This window comes from Lysobacter sp. ESA13C (genome assembly GCF_019970005.1).
Classification (GTDB): Bacteria; Pseudomonadota; Gammaproteobacteria; order Xanthomonadales; family Xanthomonadaceae; genus Lysobacter; species Lysobacter antibioticus_B.
On the sequence record NZ_JAHXYK010000005.1, the window covers coordinates 382,773 to 399,634 of the forward strand.

The following is a 16,862-nucleotide window of genomic DNA, read 5'->3' on the forward strand; positions in this document are numbered from 1 at the left end:
CCTCACGGTTTGAGTCGCCGCCGGTCTGTCCGAGGGCGTGGAGAAAATGCTACGCCGATGGTGCGCGCCGTCAAGTGCCGGCGTCGCCCGCAGGCTGCGCATACAATCGGCCGACTTTGCATGGAGGCAGCGATGGCGATGATCGTTCCGGAGTACTGGGCCGAAGCCCGGGTTCACGAGGCCTTCGATAAAGGCCATGCGAGCGGGCGGCGTGCGCTGACGGTGCGTCGCTTCGGGTGGTCCGACGCGAGCCTCGGCGAGGCGCAGGCGATGGCCGACGCGCGGGCGCGCGAAGCTTTCGACCGCATCCTCGCCGGCGAATCGCTGCTCAAACGCGAACCGCGCGTGCCCTACGACGCCGAGGGCCTGCCGATCCGCGAACAGATCGTCGAGCGCGACGGCGACCTCGTCGTCACCCGCAACAGTTACGGCGCGCGCTGCCTCAACACGCCCGAAGTCTTGTTCGCCGACGTCGATTTCGACGAGCCGGTCTCGGCCTGGCGCAAGGGCTATTTCTGGACTTCGCTCGCGGTCGCCATCGGCGTCGGCGTGGCGACGCACTGGGGCTTGGGCGTGCTGACGATGATCGCGATGCTGTGGTTGTTCGCCTGGATCGCCAGCCTGCACTCGCGGCGCAGGCACCGCGCCGACGGCGGACCGGAAGGCCGCGCGACGGCGCGCATCAAGGCCTTCGTCGCCGCGCATCCGGACTGGCATCTGCGTTTGTATCGCACGCCGAAGGGCTTGCGGCTGCTGGTCATGCACCGCGTGTTCGACCCGAACGAAGCGGCGGTGATCGAGTTCTTCGACGCGGTCGGCGCCGATTCGTACTACGCGTTGTTATGCCGGCGCCAGCATTGTTTCCGCGCACGGGTCAGCCCGAAGCCCTGGCGCATCGGCATTCACACCTATCTGCGGCCGCGCCCCGGCGTGTGGCCGATCGCCGCCGAGCGCTTGCCCGAACGCGAGCGCTGGGTCGCCGACTACGAGCGCAAGGCCGAGGGCTACGCCTCCTGCCGTTTCGTCGAGGCGCTCGGCAGCAGCGACTACGTCACCGCCACGCGCGGCGTGCAGCGCGCCCACGACGATTGGTGCAGGGCGACGACGACCTTGCCGTTGGCTTGAAGCGATCACCGGCGCGGCCGCGCTCGATGCGCGGCGCTTTCGATAGGCCGCCCTTCGATGGGCCGCCCTGATCAACGGTGCTCAGGCGCCGGCGACGACCTCGATCGTCACGCCCTCGCAGGCCACCGTCTGACCGGCGCGGATCTTGCAGGTCTTGCGCAGCTCGACCTGGCCGTCGACGCGGACTACGCCGCTGGCGACCATCGCCTTGCCGGCGCCGCCGCTGTCGCACAGGCCGACCAGCTTGAGCAATTGGTTGAGTTCGACGTGCTCGTGCTGGGCGTCGAGTTCGAAACGGATCGGTTGCATGCGGGCGGGGTCTGAGCGGGTGGGGCAGGGTCGCAGTGCTGAGACTTGGGCGCAAGACGTTTGCACTGTCGCGGGCGTACTCTCGCGTATGCAGTTGGCCGCCGGAGCCGGTGTGGATTGGATTCCGGCCACGCCGCAGTGCCCTGCCCACCGCCTCGAAGGACCTATCTTTATGAAGAAAGCCCAGTACGCGCAGCGCGGCCCGGTGCCGCAGGACGTCATCGAGGCGGTCGAGTTCGAGGCGCCGCCGCTGGGCGCCGGGCAGGTGCTGATCGAGGTGCTGGCCGCGCCGATCAACCCCTCCGACGTACTCACATTGACCGGCGAGTACGGTCTGCTGCCGCCGCTGCCCGCGGTCGGCGGCAACGAGGGCGTGGGCCGGATCGCCGCGGTCGGGCCCGAGGTCGCCCATCCGCAAGTCGGGCAGACCGTGCTGTTGCCGATCCAGGGCGGCACCTGGGCCACCCACTTGGTCGCCTCGGCCAAGGGCCTGGTGCCTTTGCCCGACGGCGCCGATCCCAAGCAATTGGCGATGATCACCATCAATCCGCCGACCGCCCTGCTGATGCTCAGCGAGTTCGTCGACCTGCAGCCCGGCGACTGGGTGATCCAGAACGCGGCCAATTCCGCGGTCGGCAGCTATCTGATCCAACTGGCGAAGCTGCGCGGCCTGCGCACCATCAACGTGGTGCGGCGCGAGTCGGCGGTCGAGGCGGTGCGCGCGGCCGGCGCCGAGGTGGTGTTGGTCGACGGCGACGACCTCGCCAAGCGCGCGCGCGAAGTCACCGAGAAAGTGCCGATCCGGCTCGGCATCGATGCGGTCGGCGGCATCGCGACCCAGCACATCGCCCAATCGCTCGGCGAAGGCGGGGTGCTGGTCAACTACGGCGCGATGAGCGGCGAGGCCTGTTCGATCTCGCCGGCCTCGTTCGTGTTCCGCGACGTGACCCTGCGCGGTTTCTGGCTGTCGCGCTGGTTCCAGGCGGCGACGCCGCAGCGCCGCGCCGAGGTGTTCGGCGAGATCGGGCGCCTGGTCGCGAGCGGGCAACTGACCGCACGGGTGCAGGCGACCTACGGCCTGGACCAGATCAAACAGGCAGTCGCCGCGGCCGCCGCCGGCGAGCGCGACGGCAAGATCCTGATCCTGCCCAACGGCCCGGTCTGATGAGGACGCGCGCATGAGCATCGAACTGCAGATGCTGGCCTGGTCGATCGTGCTTGCGATCGTGCATTTGCTGGTCGCGGCGACCTTCATGACCCAGCAACGCGGGGTGCGCTGGAACGCCAGCGCCCGCGACGGCACTCCCGAGCCCCTGGCCGGCGTGGCTGCGCGGGTGGACCGCGCCTGGCGCAACTTCCTCGAAACCTTCCCTTTGTTCGCCGCGGCGGTGCTCGCGGTCGGGCTGGCTGGCCGCGGCAACGACGACACCGCGCTCGGTGCGCAGCTCTACTTCTGGGCGCGGCTGGTCTACGTGCCGGTGTATGCGGCCGGCATTCCCTACCTGCGTTCGGCGGTGTGGGCGGTGTCGCTGTGGGGCCTGATCAAGCTGGTCTGGGCGCTGTTCTGAGCTCAGGCCGGGACGGTTGCGGCCGCCGCGTTCGCGCAAAGTGCGCGTTTCGCGGTCGGCGACAGCTGCTTGATCGCGTACTCCGCACGCAGCGCCGACGAACGGTCCGGGTGCGGAAACTGCGCGAGCAGTCGCAACGGCGGGTGCGAACGGGTGTAGCGCGCGCCCTTGCCGGCGACGTGTTCGGCATAGCGGCGCTCCACATCGACGGCAATACCCGTGTACAGGCTGCCGTCGCGGCATTCGATCAGATAGACGTACCAGGCGGACATGCCGCATAGCCTAGCCGGGGCCGGGGTGACCTGGCCGAAACCGGAGGGCAAAAGTCCGAAGCCCGATAGCGATCACGTCCATACGCCTGCGAACGTCATTGCCAGGTCAGGAAGCGCTCACCACAATGGAACGTCCTTCATGGAGTTGCCGCTTGAACGCCGACGCCGAACCGCAATCCACCGTCACCAACCTGCGTCAGCTTTGCGCGCGTTTCGCCAAGCCCCACCTCGGACGGGCCGTCTGGCAACTGATCAACACCCTGGTGCCGTTCGCCGCACTGTGGACGCTGATGGCCTGGAGCGTGGTCGGTAAGTGGGGCTACGGCTGGACCTTGCTGATGGCGATCCCGGCGGCCGGCCTGTACGTGCGCACCTTCATCATCCAGCACGACTGCGGCCACGGTTCGTTCTTCGCCAGCAGCCGTGCCAACGATCTGGTCGGGCGCTGCCTCGGCGTGGTCACCCTGTTCCCTTACGGCTACTGGAAGAAGACCCACGCCATCCACCACGGCACCTCGGGCAACCTCGACCGCCGCGAGATGGGCGACATCGAAACCCTGACCGTGGCCGAGTACCGCTCGCGTTCCTGGTTCGGGCGCCTGTGCTACCGCCTGTATCGCAGCACCCCGGTGCTGCTGGGCGTCGGCCCGCTGTACCAGTTCGTCATCAAGCACCGTTTCCCGTTCGACCTGCCCTTCACCTGGAAGCGCGAGTGGGCGAGTGTGCTGTTCAACAACCTGGCGTTGGGCCTGATCCTGCTGTCGATGGGCTTTGCGATCGGCTGGCACACCGTGCTGATGGTGCATCTGCCGGTGGTGTTGATCGCCGGCGCGGTCGGCGTGTGGCTGTTCTACGTCCAGCACACCTTCGAAGACGCCTACTGGACCCGCAAGGACGATTGGAACTCGCACGAAGCCGCCATCGCCGGCAGCTCGTTCTACGACCTGCCGCATATCGTGCATTGGTTCACCGGCAACATCGGTTACCACCACATCCATCACCTTTCCAGCCGCATCCCGAACTACCGCCTGCGCGAGGCGTACGAATCGAGCCCGCTGCTGCAGGCCGCACCGCGCCTGACCATCTGGTCGAGCCTGAAGTGCGCGCAACTGAAGCTGTGGGACGAAGAGCTCAAGCGCATGGTCGGTTTCCCGAAGCGAGCACGCGTCCAGGCCGCCGGCGCCTGAGGCTGGCCGCGGTGCCGTGCAGCGCAAGGCTGCACGGTCTGGGCCGCTGCGCGGCGACGCGAGGCGTCGCCAGGGCGTGAGCGCCGGCTCGATGCCGCGGCGCGAGCGGCCTGATCCGATACCACCCCTATGAAGCCTGGCGACACTGCGTCGCCAGCGATGCTCGCCTTCGCGAGCCGCGTTGTGCGGCCGCCTGCGTGCTGCTTGCCTTCCGGACCCGATAGCCGTGCCAGGCACCGGCCCGACCGGCGGCGCTTGACTTCGAGTGGCTCGGAATTAGTATTTTAGTTAATTAAACAAATATCCGGGGCCGCGGTTCCCGCCTCATGCAGGACAAGATCTTCGAAGCCCTGGCCTCGTCGCCGCGACGGCAGATCCTGGCCTTTCTATCCGAGCGCGAACTCAGCGCCGGCGACATCGCCGCGCGCTTCGAGATGAGCGCGCCGGCGATCTCGCGGCATCTGTCGGTGCTGGTCAACGCCGGGCTGATCAGCAGCGAGCGCCGCGGCCAGTTCGTGGTCTACAAGCTGGTGCCGGACAATCTGGTCAACACCCTGACCCAGTTCGCGTTCGAGATCTGCCCGGTCGGCGGGCCGCTCAAACGCGAAAGCCGGCGCGCCAAGAAAGCGGCCGGCTGAGTTTCGTTGCTGGTTCCTGACTCGTGGCTCAGGCCCCCGGCCGTGCCTGCGCGCGCTGCCGGTAGAAGTCGAGGATGACCTCGCTGAAATCGCCGATCAGCCAATCGGCCAGCGGCACCGCATACCAGTTGAAGCCGGTGCTGACCCGATAGTCCATGCGGATCGTCAGCACGGTCGCGTCGCCGCGCGGGGTTAGGGTGTAGGTGGTGTCGCGCAGGTCGAAGTAATCGCCGCCGATGCGCACGTGGTCGTCGAGCGCGCCGGCCGGCACCGAGTCTTCCTCGAACAGGTACTGCCAGCGCACGTAGCGTTGCGGCTGCCAGTCGCTCGACATCTGACGGAAGTGGATGCCCTTGCCCATGCGCACGTCACGCACCAGACCGGTCTGCGTGCGATGGGTGACGCCGGCGAGCGGGGTCGGCACGCCGATGCGGTACATCCAGGCGCGATCGACTTCGGCCGACTGGATATGGTCGGCATCGAGCAAGTGCTTCCAGACCTCGGCCGGTGTCGCCTGGATCACCGCGCTGCGTTCGACGTGTTCGAAGCGTTGCGGCGTCTCGTGGCCGACGCCGAACGCCGCCAGCACCACCGGCAGGGCGACGAAGCTGTAGACCGTCGGGGTGGTGGAGCGTTTGTTGAGGCGGCAGATCGCTCCCATCACCACGCCCCCCAGCCCGCCCATGACCGCGAACAGGGGCAGGGCCATCAGCACGCAAATCAGCCCCTCCAGCATCATGAACATGCTGCCGAGCACGCAAAGCGACACGCTGAGCACCGGCATGAAGAAGTGATACCCGATGCCGCGCGGTTTGATCCGCTCGGCCAGATACACGGTGACCGCGCCGATCGCGAACGGCGCAAGCACGATGAACACCCACAGCATGGTCGCGAAGGTGCTGCCGGGTTCACCATCGAAGGCCAAGCGCAGCAGCAGCCCGATCAGGGCGCCGCCCAATACCGGTGCGATGCCGGCCAAGACGGCAAGGCCGGGACTCAGGCGCCGCGCCGGCGGTGCAGTCGCAGGTTGCGGCAACGGCGCAGCTGTGGACAGCGGTGGCGGGGCAGGCAACGGCGGCAGTTCGGGCGGTTCGGTGCTCATGGGACGGTCCGGGTGAGTCGAGTGGGCGCGGTATCGGCGAATGCCGCCGCGGAGGTCGGTTCCAGGCGATGCAGTTCCTCGCGCGACGGCAGGTCTTCGGGCAGGCGCAGGCGCCAGACCAGGCCGATGCGTGCGCAGGCGCGCAGGAACCACCAGCCCGGGTCCCATTCGCCGGCATACAGGCCGAGCCGCGCCGAACCCGGAAAGGCGTGGTGATTGTTGTGCCAGCACTCGCCCATGGTCAGCAGCGACATGAAGCGCACGTTGCGGCCCTGCACCGCAGCGCCGCGGACCTCGTGGTGCATGCCGCCGTGGTTGTGGGCGAAGTAGCCGACCAGCCAATGGCCGAACACGCCGGCGGTGACCCGGGCGCATACGCCCCAGAACACCCAGCCCCAGCCGCCGATGGCGAAGAAGGCCAGCGCCCATGGCAGGTGCTGCCACATCCAGGTGCGTTGCAGAAAACGGTAGTAGCGATCGTCGGCGATGCGCGCCTCGATCTCGATGCGCGGCGGCGCGCTCAGGCGCAGTTCGCAATGCAGTTGCCACCAGGCATCGATGGCGAAGGGCTGGCGATGGGCGAGGTAGTCGTGACAGTCGGGCAGGCGCTGGGCGTAGTCGCGCAGGTCGTGGGTGCGCACCAGACCGATCGGGCCGGCCAGGCCGACCTGCACGCCGCAGTACACCAGCAGATATTCCAGCCACTTCGGGCAGCCGAAACTGTCGTGGATCAGCTTGCGGTGCATGCCGAGCGAATGGCCCAGCAGGAGCACGGCCGCGGTCGACACCACGAACAAGGCGAACGCCGGCCAGCTGAAGGTGGCGATGCCGCCGACCACCGCGCCCAGCGCCATCGTGGTGAACCACAACGAGCGCACCGGCTCCCAGACCACGCGGCCGTCGCTGACGCTGCGGATCGAGGCGAGTCGGTCGGCCTGCGACTGGACGCGATGCGATCTCAGGCTGTCGGGCAATGCGTTCATGACCTCTCCCTGGTGAACGTGTCGTGCGGTGGTGTCGAGTCGAGGCCTGCCGAGGCGTGAGCCGCTGCGGCCCGAGCCCCGTACCGCTGCAGGTATTCAGCAATTAACTAATTTGCTAAATGATTCTTCCGCCATCGGGCAGCGTCAAGCGCTTGCCGACGAGCGGTCGGGGAAGGGCGGCAGGGGTAAGCGGGCGTGCGACGCGTGCTCTTGTCGCCGCGCGATGCCGGCGAGGCGTCGCCGACGGCCTGCGTCGGAGCTGTCTTGCTGATGCGGATACCGCGGCGCGGCTCAGCCGTAATCGATCGCCAGCACTTCGATCGCGAGATCGCCGGCCGGCCGCTTCCAGACCACGCTGTCGCCGACGCGCGCGCCGTGCAGGGCGCGCGCGAGCGGCGACACCCAACTGATCAGGCCGAGCTCCGGGTCGGCTTCGTCTTCGCCGACGATGCGGTAGCGGTATTCGCGGCCGTCGTCGTCGACCGCCTCGACCCGCGCGCCGAAGGCGATCAGTTCGGACGGCTGGCGCTCGGGCGCGATGGTGATCGCGCCGAGGATGCGCGCCTGCAGCCAGCGCAGTTCGCGTTCGATGTGGGCGGCTTCGAGCCGGGCCCCGACCGCGTTCGCGTCGATCTCGCCCAGGCGCCGCCCGGCATCGTCCAGGCGCGTGCGCAGCAAGGCCATGCCGCGCGGCGTGACGTAGTTGGGATGCTCGCTGATCGGCAGTTCGGGCAGATCGCCGGCGTTTTCGTCGCCGTCGCCTTCTTTCACGAAAGCTCGGCTCATGGGTGTACGCAAGACGGAATCATGCAGCCAGCATAGGCGGCGCTACGTTGCCGCCGGGTGAGCGCGCGACAGCGGGTGCGCTGCATGGCGCGGCACTCGCGCCTATTGGACGAAGTCGAACAGGCGATAGATCCAGGACACCTGGTAGATCAGGCTGGCGGCGACGAAGGCGCGATGGAAGGTTTCCGAGCGGGTGCGGATGGCGACCAGGCACAGCAGCACGTAGCTCAGGTTGCGCAGCGGGTACTCGATGCCGAAGCTGTCGAAATAGGCGCGGCCCTTGATCAGGGTGTCGCCGAAATCGATCAGGTAGGACACCGCCATGATCCCGAAGAACCATTTGCGCCGCGACTGGAAGTACTCCTGCCAACTGCCGTAGTCGCCGATGTCGTCGGGAAACAGCAAGGTGCACAACAGATACAGCACCACCACGTACAGGATCAGGAAAGCGTAGGCGACGAAGCTCCAGTGCACGTGGTGGACCAGGCGGAACTCCCACCACCAGAAATGCGCGAGCAGGGTGAACATCGAGATCGCCCAGGCGATATGCACGCCGTAGACGCGGTCGCGGCCGGGGTGCTGGACGAAGCGGGCCAGGCCCTTGAGCAGGGTGGTGATGGCCAGGCCCAGGACGATGCCGAGCAGGACGCGGATATGCAGGAACTGATCCATGGCGGGTCTCCGGGCCGGTTCGGGCAAGGGGCTCGCGACGGCGGTCTGGCGGCGCCGGCGACCGCAGCAGCATAGGCCGGACCGCCCCGATCCGGTGCGGCGACGGCGGAAAACCGTGCTGCCGAGCCCAAGCTCGGCCCGAAGCTGCGATCATGGCGCATGAACGATCCGATCTCGCCCACCGCGGCCTTGGCGACTGCCGACTCCTTGGCCTTCGACTCCCTTTCCCTCTCGCCGGCCCTGCTGCAGGGCGTGGCCGCGCTCGGCTACACCACGATGACGCCGATCCAGGCGCGCGCGCTGCCGGCAATCCTCGACGGCCGCGACCTGATCGCGCAGGCGCCGACCGGCAGCGGCAAGACCGCCGCCTTCGGCCTGGGCCTGCTGCAGCGGCTCGACCCCGCCGCGATCAAGACCCAGGCGCTGGTGCTGTGCCCGACCCGCGAACTCGCCGATCAGGTCGGCCAGCAGCTGCGCAAACTCGCCTTCGCGATCCCGAACCTGAAAGTGTCGGTGCTGTGCGGCGGCATGGCCTTGGGGCCGCAACTGGCCTCGCTGGAACACGCGCCGCACGTGGTGGTCGGCACGCCCGGTCGCTTGCAGGAGCTGCTGCGCAAGAAGGCATTGAAGCTCGACGGCGTGCGCACCCTGGTGTTCGACGAGGCCGACCGCATGCTCGACATGGGCTTCGAAGAGCCGATGCGCGAGATCGTCGCCAAGACCCCGAAGACCCGCCAGAGCCTGCTGTTCTCGGCGACCTTCCCGGACGCGATCCGCGACCTCGCCCGCGGCGCGATGCGCGAGCCGGCCGAAGTCACGGTCGAGGGCGAAGCCTCGGCGCTGCAGATCGAACAGTATTTCTACGAAGTCGAAGCGGCCAAGAAGACCCCGTTGCTGGCGGCGCTGCTGCTGGAGTACCGCCCGGACTCCTGCGTGGTGTTCTGCAATATGCGCAAGGACACCGAGGAAGTCGTGGGCTCGCTGAGCCATTACGGCTTCACCGCGCTGGCCCTGCACGGCGAGATGGAACAGCGCGACCGCGACGAGGTGCTGGTGCGCTTCGCCAACCGCAGCTGCAACGTGCTGGTCGCCAGCGACGTGGCCGCGCGCGGGCTCGACGTCGAGGAACTCGCGGCGGTGGTGAACTACGACCTGCCGACCGACCCGGACGTATACGTGCACCGCATCGGCCGCACCGGCCGCGCCGGGCGCGGCGGCATCGCCCTCAGCCTGTGCGGGCCGCGCGAGAGCGGCCGTGCCGATCAGATCCAGGAACGCCAGGGCGCGCCGCTGGCCTGGCGCCGCGCCGTGCCGCTGGCCGGCAAGGCCAAGAACGCGCCGGTCGCGCCGATGGAAACCCTGCGCATCGATGCCGGCAAGACCGACAAGCTGCGGCCCGGCGACATCCTCGGCGCCCTGACCGGCGATGCCGGGCTCAAGGCCGATGCGATCGGCAAGATCAACGTCTACGCGACGCGCTCGTACGTGGCGGTGGCGCGCGCGCAGGCCGGCGCAGCGCTCGCGCGCCTGCGCGAGGGCAAGATCAAAGGCCGCAAATTCCGGGTCAACCGGATCTAGTCAGGATGATCTGATCAGGGGGACCTGATCAGGATGGTCTGATCGGGTTGATTCGATCGGGTTGATCCGAGCTGCGCGATCGGATCGATGCGATGCGATGCGATCCGATCGGCATGGGCGAACGCAAGCGAGCCGGTCGAGCCGACCGGCCGCAGCGCCGCACTCGCTACTTGCCGTTGAGGCTGAACTTGCCAGGGCCGAACAAGGCCAGCGCGACCGCCGCGGCCAGGAACATCGCCTGCAGTTCCAGCGCCCAACCGCCTTGCTCGTTGAGCTGGCCGATCTGGCCCAGGTGCACCAGGCCCAGCGCGACCAGCATATTGGCCGCGATCAAGGCCGCACCGATGCGGGCGTGATAGCCGACGATCACCAACACCGGCGCAAGCACCTCGCCGATCAATACGCCGTAGCCGAGGAAACCCGGCAGGCCCTGCGATTCGACCAGACCGACGATGCCGGCGGTACCGCCGCGCAGCTTGGCGATGCCGTGCAAAAGGATCAGCACGCCCAGCGCGAGACGAAGAATCAGCTTGCCCAGATCCTGGTGCTTGTCGGCGTTCATGGCGTCTCCGATGCGGGCCGCCGCGAGGGCGGGTCGTCCGCATCATAGGCCAGGCCTGGGCGGCGCTTGCTGCGCTGCGGTATGGCCAGGCTGGCCGTGCTGGGGGCACGGCCGGCCTCTGGCGCGCTGAGCGTCGCAGCGGGTCGGTCAGCGCAGGGCGCGCAAGGTCACCGTCAGCGTGTCCGGGTCGCCCGAACGCGCCGCGCCGCTGAAGTCCTGGCCGCCGCTCGGCGAGACGTCGTCGTACGGGAAGGCGTAACCGCGGTTGTCGGGCAGGCGTTCGTGCACCAGGCGCGCGTAGTGGTTGGTCTGGGCGTTGCGATAGAAGCGGCTGGCGACTTCGCCGTTGGGCTGGTCGGCGTTGTCGAGCAGGGTGGTGCGGTTCAAGGCCGCGGCCAGGCGCGGAATGATCGCCTTGCGCACCTCGCTGGCGCCGGCGAGGCTGAAGGGGCCGCTGTCGCAGCTCAGCACGTCGGCGGTGCTCGGGCGGGCGAAGCTCTCGCCGTTGTTGAAACGCAACAGGCCGTCGCCGCCGACGCGCGCGGTCAGGCGGCCGAAGCCGGACTGGGTGTCGACGGTGAGGGTGGTAGAGGCGTATTTGCTCCAGACCGCATTGATGTAGCCGCTCAGATAATTCTGGAAGCGGCCGGCCTGGTAGTGGGCGCTCATCGCGCGCAGGTTGAGGCCGTTGCTGCCGCGCTGGATCAGCGAATCCCAGGCCGAACCCTCGCGGCTGGCCTGTTGTTGCAGCGCGTAGCAGATCGGATCGAGCGCGCCGGCGGGCAGGCCGGGAATGGTTTCGACCCGGCCCGACAGCGAGCGCAGCGACAAACCCAGGGGCGCGGCGACGAAATCGACGTAGCTGATGTTGGAGAACAGCTCGTATTCGTTGAAGGTGAATTCGGCGAAGGTCCAGTTCTTGTGGAAGTTCGGATCGCCGGTATTGAGGAAGCTGGGGTGGACGATGGCCGGGCCCGGATTGACGAAGAAATCGAGCTTGCTGCCGGTGACGACGTAGATACGCGCGCCGTACATGCGCGGGATCGAGACCCGCGTCGACGAGCCATGGCCGCCGAGCGGGATCGCGCAGTCTTGGCCCAGCGGCGTCACCGGCGACGACGGCGAGGGCGGGTAATAGCTGCCGCCGTCGGCGCGCACGAACAAGGGGCGTCCGCCCGACAGGCCCACCACATAGGTATAGGCGGTGTTCTGGCCCGAGGCATTGACCAGGTTGAGGGTGAAGCGCTGCGGTGCGGCCGCGACGGCCTCGCGGGAGGCGAAGGGCGCGACGACGCCGGCCGCCATCGCGGCGGCGGAGGCGCTGAGGAAACTACGGCGAGTGACCATCTGGGTGGCTCCTGAGCAGGGGCAAGCCTTCGGCTTCCCGTGCCCAGGCGGGCCCAGGCGGCGCAGTGCCGCGGGAAAGCGCGTGCTTGGCGTGGGTGGGCGTGACCGCCCGCGACGCGATCGCCCGCGCGCCTGCGCTCACGATCCGCACCTTGGCCGCAAATGACAGCGCTGTCAGTGATCGGGGGCGCAGATCCGGCGCAATCCCTAACCGCAGACAAACCATGAACGGCCGATGGGTTCAGCGCAGCGTCCGCATCGGCGATGATCGACGCCCGATCCGGTGGGTCGGCCCGAGCGGACACGAATCGCAGGACCGCGATCGGCAGGGGAAGGGATGGAGCAAGCGATGCGCGATGCAGTAAACCAGGTCGGCCAATCCCGTGCGCGCAGCCGCTTGCTGCGGCGCACGATCGCGGCCGGCGTCCTCGCCTGTGCGGCCTTCGCCAGCCTCGCCGCAGCGACCAAGGCCTCGAGCGAAGTCGCGCGCGCCGGTGCCGACATCGACGTATTGCATTACACCGCGCGCATCGAGCCGGACCTGGCAGCCAAGAGCTTGCGCGGCCATGTCGCGATCCGTTTCATCGTCCGCACCCAGGGCGCGCAGCGTTTCGATTTCGACGCCGGCGACCTCGACATCGTCGCGGTCAGCGAAGACAAGAAGCAGCTGAGTTTCGAGAAGCTCGACAAGCGCGTGAGCGTGCGCCTGGCGGCGCCGGCCGCGGCCGGTTCGCGCCATGAGATCGAAATCGCTTACCGCGGCGCGCCGCGTTTCGGCCTGGAATTCCATCCCGAGCGCAGCGAGCTGTATACGGTGTTCTCGACCAGCCAATGGCTGGTCTGCATCGATGCGCCGCAGGAACGGGCCACCCTCGATCTCACCGTGACCCTGCCGGAAGGCTTGAAAGCGGTCGGCAACGGCCGCTTGATGTCGAAGTCGGCGCTCGGCGGCCGCCGCGAGGCCTATCGCTGGCGCCAGGATGCGGCCATGCCGAGCTATGTCTACGGTTTCGCCGCCGGCCGCTACAACGAAGCCGGCGGCACCAGCGAAAACGCCGCGCTGCGTTATCTGTCGAGCGACCTGCAGGCGCCGCAACTGCGGCGTGTATTCGCCGACACGCCCGACATGATGCGTTTCTTCGGCCGCCGCGCCGGCATCCGTTACAACGGTACCTACAGCCAGGTGCTGGTCGCCAAGACCATCGGCCAGGAACTCGCCGGCTTGTCGCTGATGTCGGAGGCCTACGGCCGCGAAGTGCTCGACGACCCGAGCGCGCAGGCCTTGATCGCCCACGAAGCCGCGCACCAGTGGTGGGGCAATTACGTCACCTGCCGCGATTGGGGGCATTTCTGGCTCAACGAGGGCTTCGCCAATTTCATGGCCGCGGCCTATCTGCAGCACCGTTTCGGCGACGAGGCCTATCGCAAGCAGGTCGACGGCTGGAAGCGGCGCCTGGACAAGCTGCGCGAGAGCGGCAAGGACCACGCCTTGATCTACGAACACTGGACCAAGCCGAGCGCCGACGATCGCGCCGTGGTGTACCAGAAGGGCGCCTATGTTCTGCACCTGCTGCGCGAAGAACTAGGCGAGCGCGCGTTCTGGGGCGGCATCCGCGCCTATACCCGCGCGCACTACGGCCATTCGGTGGTGACCGCGGATTTCCGCCGGGCGATGGAACGCGCGAGCGGCCGCGACCTGCGCGAGTTTTTCGCGCGCTGGGTCGAATCGGCGGAAGTCGCGGCGAAGCCGGCGGCGCCTGCGAAGTGAGCGCGGTATGGCACCGACGCAGCCCAATGTAGGAGCGGCGTAAGCCGCGACCGCGCCGCCTCAGAAGCCGGTGTTGGATAAAAGAAAACCGGCGTTGTTCTCGTGCGAACCGCCCCATCCATCTGTTCTCGGGCCCATGGGGCCCTCGTCGCGGATCGAAGTTCCGTGGTCGCGGCTTGCGCCGCTCCTACTCAGGAACCGCGTAACCAAGGGGTAGGAGCGGCGTCCGACTGGATTTCCTTCGGTCACAAGCCGCGACCTCGTACCCGCCCGATCGCGGCGCCGTGCCGGCCCAACCGGGCCGTCATTCGGGCGGGATGGACCGGCGTCCCAGGGCTCGCGGCCTGTCCCCGAACCCCTGTGCCGCGCTATCCATTGCGCGGCCCCCGGCACTGTTTGTTTGCATTTCCGAGTCGCGGACTGTGCACGAACTGGCGTCTTGGCTTTAGGCTAAGGGGATGCCCAGCCCGCCTCGCCAAGGATCCTCGCTATGACGCAAGCCAGCCGCCGTCCTCTCCGTCCCCTCTGCCGTGCCCGCCTGTTCAGCGCCGTTCATTGCGCGCTGTGGGTCGCCGGCGGCCTCTTCGCCGGCAGCGCCGCCGCCCAGGAGACCGAGGCCGCACCGGCTCAGGAAAGCGAGGCCCGGACCCTGGAGACGGTGTCGGTGCTCGGTTCGCGCCGCAGCCAGCGCTCCTCCGATACCACCTCGATCTCGCCGGTCGACGTGCTGCCGATGGCCAAGAACACCGAGGAAGGCGCCCAGTTCGACCTCGCCCAGTCGCTGCAATACGCCGCGCCCTCGTTCAACTCGACCCGCCAGAGCGGCGCCGACGGCGCCGACCTGGTCGACTCGGCGGCGCTGCGCGGCCTGGGTTCGGACCAGACCCTGGTCCTGGTCAACGGCAAGCGCCACCACACCACCGCCTTGCTCAACCTTTTCGGCGCGCGCAACCGCGGCAACACCGGTACCGACCTCAACACCATCCCCCTGATGGCGATCGACAGCGTCGAGATCCTGCGCGACGGCGCCGCGGCCCAGTACGGTTCCGACGCCATCGCCGGCGTCATGAACATCTCGCTGAAGAAGCGCAAGGGTTGCGAAGCGGTCGCCGGCTACGGCCAGTATTCCAAGGGCGACGGCGAGAACTGGCTGGCGACCGCCTACTGCGGTTTCGGCCTCGGCAGCGACGGCACCATCGGCATCACCGGCGAGTACCAGGATCGCGGCCGCTCCGACCGCTCCGAGCCGGCCGGCAGCCCGCGCATCATCGGCGACTCGAAGATCCGCAACCAGACCATCTTCGTCAACGGCGAAAAGCCCCTCGGCGAAAACCTGACCCTGTACTTCACCGGCGGCGTGCAGAACCGCGATGCGTCCTCGGCGGCGTTCGCGCGCGACGGCCTGGGCTCGGAAGATATCCCCTCGCGCAACTCCGCGGCGATGTATCCGGACGGTTTCGTGCCCTTTATCGACGGCGAACTCAAGGACCGCTACGGCATTCTCGGCCTGCGCTGGAGCATGGGCGAGTGGAATGCCGACCTGTCCTACACCTACGGCTTCAACGAGCTGCGCTACGACATCAACAACACCCTCAACGCCTCGATCGCCAACCTCGACCTGCTCAACGGCGGCCGCGGCGTCAGCGCCGACAGCTTCGATGCCGGCGGCTTCTCGTTCCAGCAGAAGACCATCAATTTCGACGTCAGCCGTTTCTACGACCAGGTCTTCAACGGCCTCAACGTCGCCTTCGGCCTGGAGCGTCGCGACGAGCGCTACAAGATCTTCGCCGGCGAGCCGGGTTCCTACATCGACGCCGACGGAGTGGGCGAGGGCGGCAACGCCGGCAGCCAGGGCTTCCCGGGCTTCCAGCCGGCCGACGCCGGCTCGCACAGCCGCGACAACTGGGCCGCCTACGTCGACCTCGAAGCCGACTTCACCGACCGCTTCACCGCCGGCGTGGCGGTGCGTTACGAGGACTACAGCGACTTCGGCAAGACCACCACCGGCAAGCTCGCCGCCGGCTTCCGCGCCACCGACACCTTGATGCTGCGCGCCTCGGCCAGCACCGGTTTCCGCGCGCCGTCGCTGCAGCAGAAGTTCTTCTCCTCGACCATCACCGACTTCGTCAACGGCGAACCGGTCGATGTCGTCATCGCGCCCAACGGCGGCACCATCGCCAATGCCGCCGGCCTGCCGCTGTTGACCAAGGAAGAGTCGCGCAACTACACCCTCGGCCTGACCTGGTCGCCGACCGCCGACACCTCGCTGACCCTCGACGCCTACCGCATCGACATCGACGACCGCATCGTGCTGAGCGGCCGCTTCGACACCACCGACCCGACCATCGGCAGCATTCTCGACGACCTCGGTGTCGGTCAGGCGCAGTTCTTCGTCAACTCGGTCGACACCCGCACCGAAGGCCTGGACTTCACCTTCAACAACGAGCGCCAGCTCGGCGAAGACGTCAAGCTCGGCACCTTCTTCGCGCTCAACCTCAATCGCACCAAGGTCAACGCCATCCACGCGCCGCCGGCGCTGATCGGCCGCGAGGACGTGCTGTTGTCGGAGCGCGAGCGCTTGTTCATCGAGCAGGGCGCGCCGAAGTCGAAGGCCGTGCTCGGCTTCGACCTGTCGCGCGGCCCCTGGGCCGGCAACGTCAAGGTGATCCACTTCGGCCCGCAGACCCTGGGCACGTTCTCGGGCACCGCGGGCGGCGTGCCGAATGCGCGTTACAAGGCCAAGACCTCGGCCGACCTCAGCGCGACCTATTCGTTCTCCGAGAATACGAAGCTGACGGTGGGCGGCGCCAACATCTTCAACGTCAAGCCGACCCGCCAGAACGCCGACGAAACCGACAACGGCCATATCTTCGACAGCGTCCAGTTCGGTCTCAACGGCGCGGCGTATTACGTGCGTCTGTGGCACCGCTTCTGATCGATGCGCAGACGGCGATGAAGGCGCTCG

Annotated in this window: 16 protein-coding genes; 8 read left to right on the top strand and 8 right to left on the bottom strand. The window is 67.9% G+C overall.

Going from position 1 to position 16,862, the window contains the following annotated elements:
- Nucleotides 1-132 precede the first annotated feature (132 nt).
- Nucleotides 133-1,125, top strand: a complete 993-nt coding sequence (locus tag LC490_RS12950) for a hypothetical protein (RefSeq protein WP_223620400.1) — start codon at nt 133-135, stop codon at nt 1,123-1,125.
- Nucleotides 1,126-1,206: 81 nt separating this feature from the next.
- On the opposite strand, the gene LC490_RS12955 is transcribed toward LC490_RS12950, so the two are convergent.
- Entirely contained in the window at nt 1,207-1,434 is a 228-nt protein-coding gene (locus LC490_RS12955; RefSeq protein WP_031373424.1) for an RNA-binding S4 domain-containing protein, read from the bottom strand.
- A 172-nt stretch (nt 1,435-1,606) separates the two neighbouring features.
- Between LC490_RS12955 and LC490_RS12960 the strand changes: the two genes are divergently transcribed.
- Entirely contained in the window at nt 1,607-2,599 is a 993-nt protein-coding gene (locus LC490_RS12960) for a zinc-dependent alcohol dehydrogenase family protein (protein WP_223620401.1), read from the top strand.
- Between the two features lie 13 nt (nt 2,600-2,612).
- The gene (locus LC490_RS12965; RefSeq protein ID WP_031373426.1) at nt 2,613-3,002 is read left to right on the top strand and encodes an MAPEG family protein; all 390 of its coding nucleotides are present in this window, start codon (nt 2,613-2,615) and stop codon (nt 3,000-3,002) included.
- Between the two features lie 2 nt (nt 3,003-3,004).
- On the opposite strand, the gene LC490_RS12970 is transcribed toward LC490_RS12965, so the two are convergent.
- Entirely contained in the window at nt 3,005-3,274 is a 270-nt protein-coding gene (locus LC490_RS12970; RefSeq protein WP_031373427.1) for a GIY-YIG nuclease family protein, read from the bottom strand.
- 152 nt (nt 3,275-3,426) lie between these two features.
- Between LC490_RS12970 and LC490_RS12975 the strand changes: the two genes are divergently transcribed.
- Nucleotides 3,427-4,461, top strand: coding sequence for a fatty acid desaturase (locus LC490_RS12975; protein ID WP_223620402.1), 1,035 nt, complete (start codon nt 3,427-3,429; stop codon nt 4,459-4,461).
- A gap of 326 nt (nt 4,462-4,787) precedes the next feature.
- Nucleotides 4,788-5,099 carry a metalloregulator ArsR/SmtB family transcription factor gene (locus tag LC490_RS12980; protein ID WP_031373429.1) on the top strand — a complete coding sequence of 104 codons (312 nt, stop codon included), beginning with the start codon at nt 4,788-4,790 and terminating at the stop codon, nt 5,097-5,099.
- Nucleotides 5,100-5,127: 28 nt separating this feature from the next.
- Here the strand turns inward: LC490_RS12980 and LC490_RS12985 are convergent, their stop codons facing one another.
- The 4 genes from LC490_RS12985 to LC490_RS13000 all read right to left on the bottom strand — a co-directional run bounded on the left by LC490_RS12985 (nt 5,128) and on the right by LC490_RS13000 (nt 8,642).
- On the bottom strand, nt 5,128-6,201 hold the full coding sequence (locus LC490_RS12985; protein WP_223620403.1) for an SRPBCC family protein: 1,074 nt from the start codon (nt 6,199-6,201) through the stop codon (nt 5,128-5,130).
- The gene (locus tag LC490_RS12990; protein ID WP_223620404.1) at nt 6,198-7,184 is read right to left on the bottom strand and encodes an acyl-CoA desaturase; all 987 of its coding nucleotides are present in this window, start codon (nt 7,182-7,184) and stop codon (nt 6,198-6,200) included. Before LC490_RS12990 ends, LC490_RS12985 begins: the two co-directional genes overlap by 4 nt.
- A gap of 291 nt (nt 7,185-7,475) precedes the next feature.
- On the bottom strand, nt 7,476-7,970 hold the full coding sequence (locus tag LC490_RS12995) for a GreA/GreB family elongation factor (protein WP_031373432.1): 495 nt from the start codon (nt 7,968-7,970) through the stop codon (nt 7,476-7,478).
- Between the two features lie 102 nt (nt 7,971-8,072).
- A complete protein-coding gene (locus LC490_RS13000; RefSeq protein WP_223620405.1) occupies nt 8,073-8,642 on the bottom strand; it encodes a hypothetical protein in 570 nt (189 codons plus the stop codon).
- A 159-nt stretch (nt 8,643-8,801) separates the two neighbouring features.
- On the opposite strand from LC490_RS13000, the gene dbpA reads away from it, so the two are divergent.
- Nucleotides 8,802-10,220 (top strand): ATP-dependent RNA helicase DbpA, encoded by a 1,419-nt coding sequence (gene dbpA, locus LC490_RS13005; RefSeq protein ID WP_223620406.1) that lies wholly within the window; start codon nt 8,802-8,804, stop codon nt 10,218-10,220.
- A gap of 166 nt (nt 10,221-10,386) precedes the next feature.
- Here dbpA and LC490_RS13010 read toward each other — a convergent pair whose 3' ends face one another.
- Nucleotides 10,387-10,782, bottom strand: a complete 396-nt coding sequence (locus tag LC490_RS13010) for a DoxX family protein (RefSeq protein WP_031373435.1) — start codon at nt 10,780-10,782, stop codon at nt 10,387-10,389.
- A gap of 147 nt (nt 10,783-10,929) precedes the next feature.
- Nucleotides 10,930-12,129, bottom strand: a complete 1,200-nt coding sequence (locus tag LC490_RS13015; RefSeq protein ID WP_223620407.1) for a glycoside hydrolase family 64 protein — start codon at nt 12,127-12,129, stop codon at nt 10,930-10,932.
- 349 nt (nt 12,130-12,478) lie between these two features.
- On the opposite strand from LC490_RS13015, the gene LC490_RS13020 reads away from it, so the two are divergent.
- Nucleotides 12,479-13,897: a M1 family metallopeptidase gene (locus LC490_RS13020; protein WP_223620408.1), complete on the top strand. Its 1,419-nt coding sequence runs from the start codon at nt 12,479-12,481 to the stop codon at nt 13,895-13,897.
- A gap of 490 nt (nt 13,898-14,387) precedes the next feature.
- Complete coding sequence (locus tag LC490_RS13025) at nt 14,388-16,832, top strand: TonB-dependent receptor (protein WP_223620409.1); 2,445 nt, start codon at nt 14,388-14,390, stop codon at nt 16,830-16,832.
- The last annotated feature ends 30 nt before the right edge of the window (nt 16,833-16,862 follow it).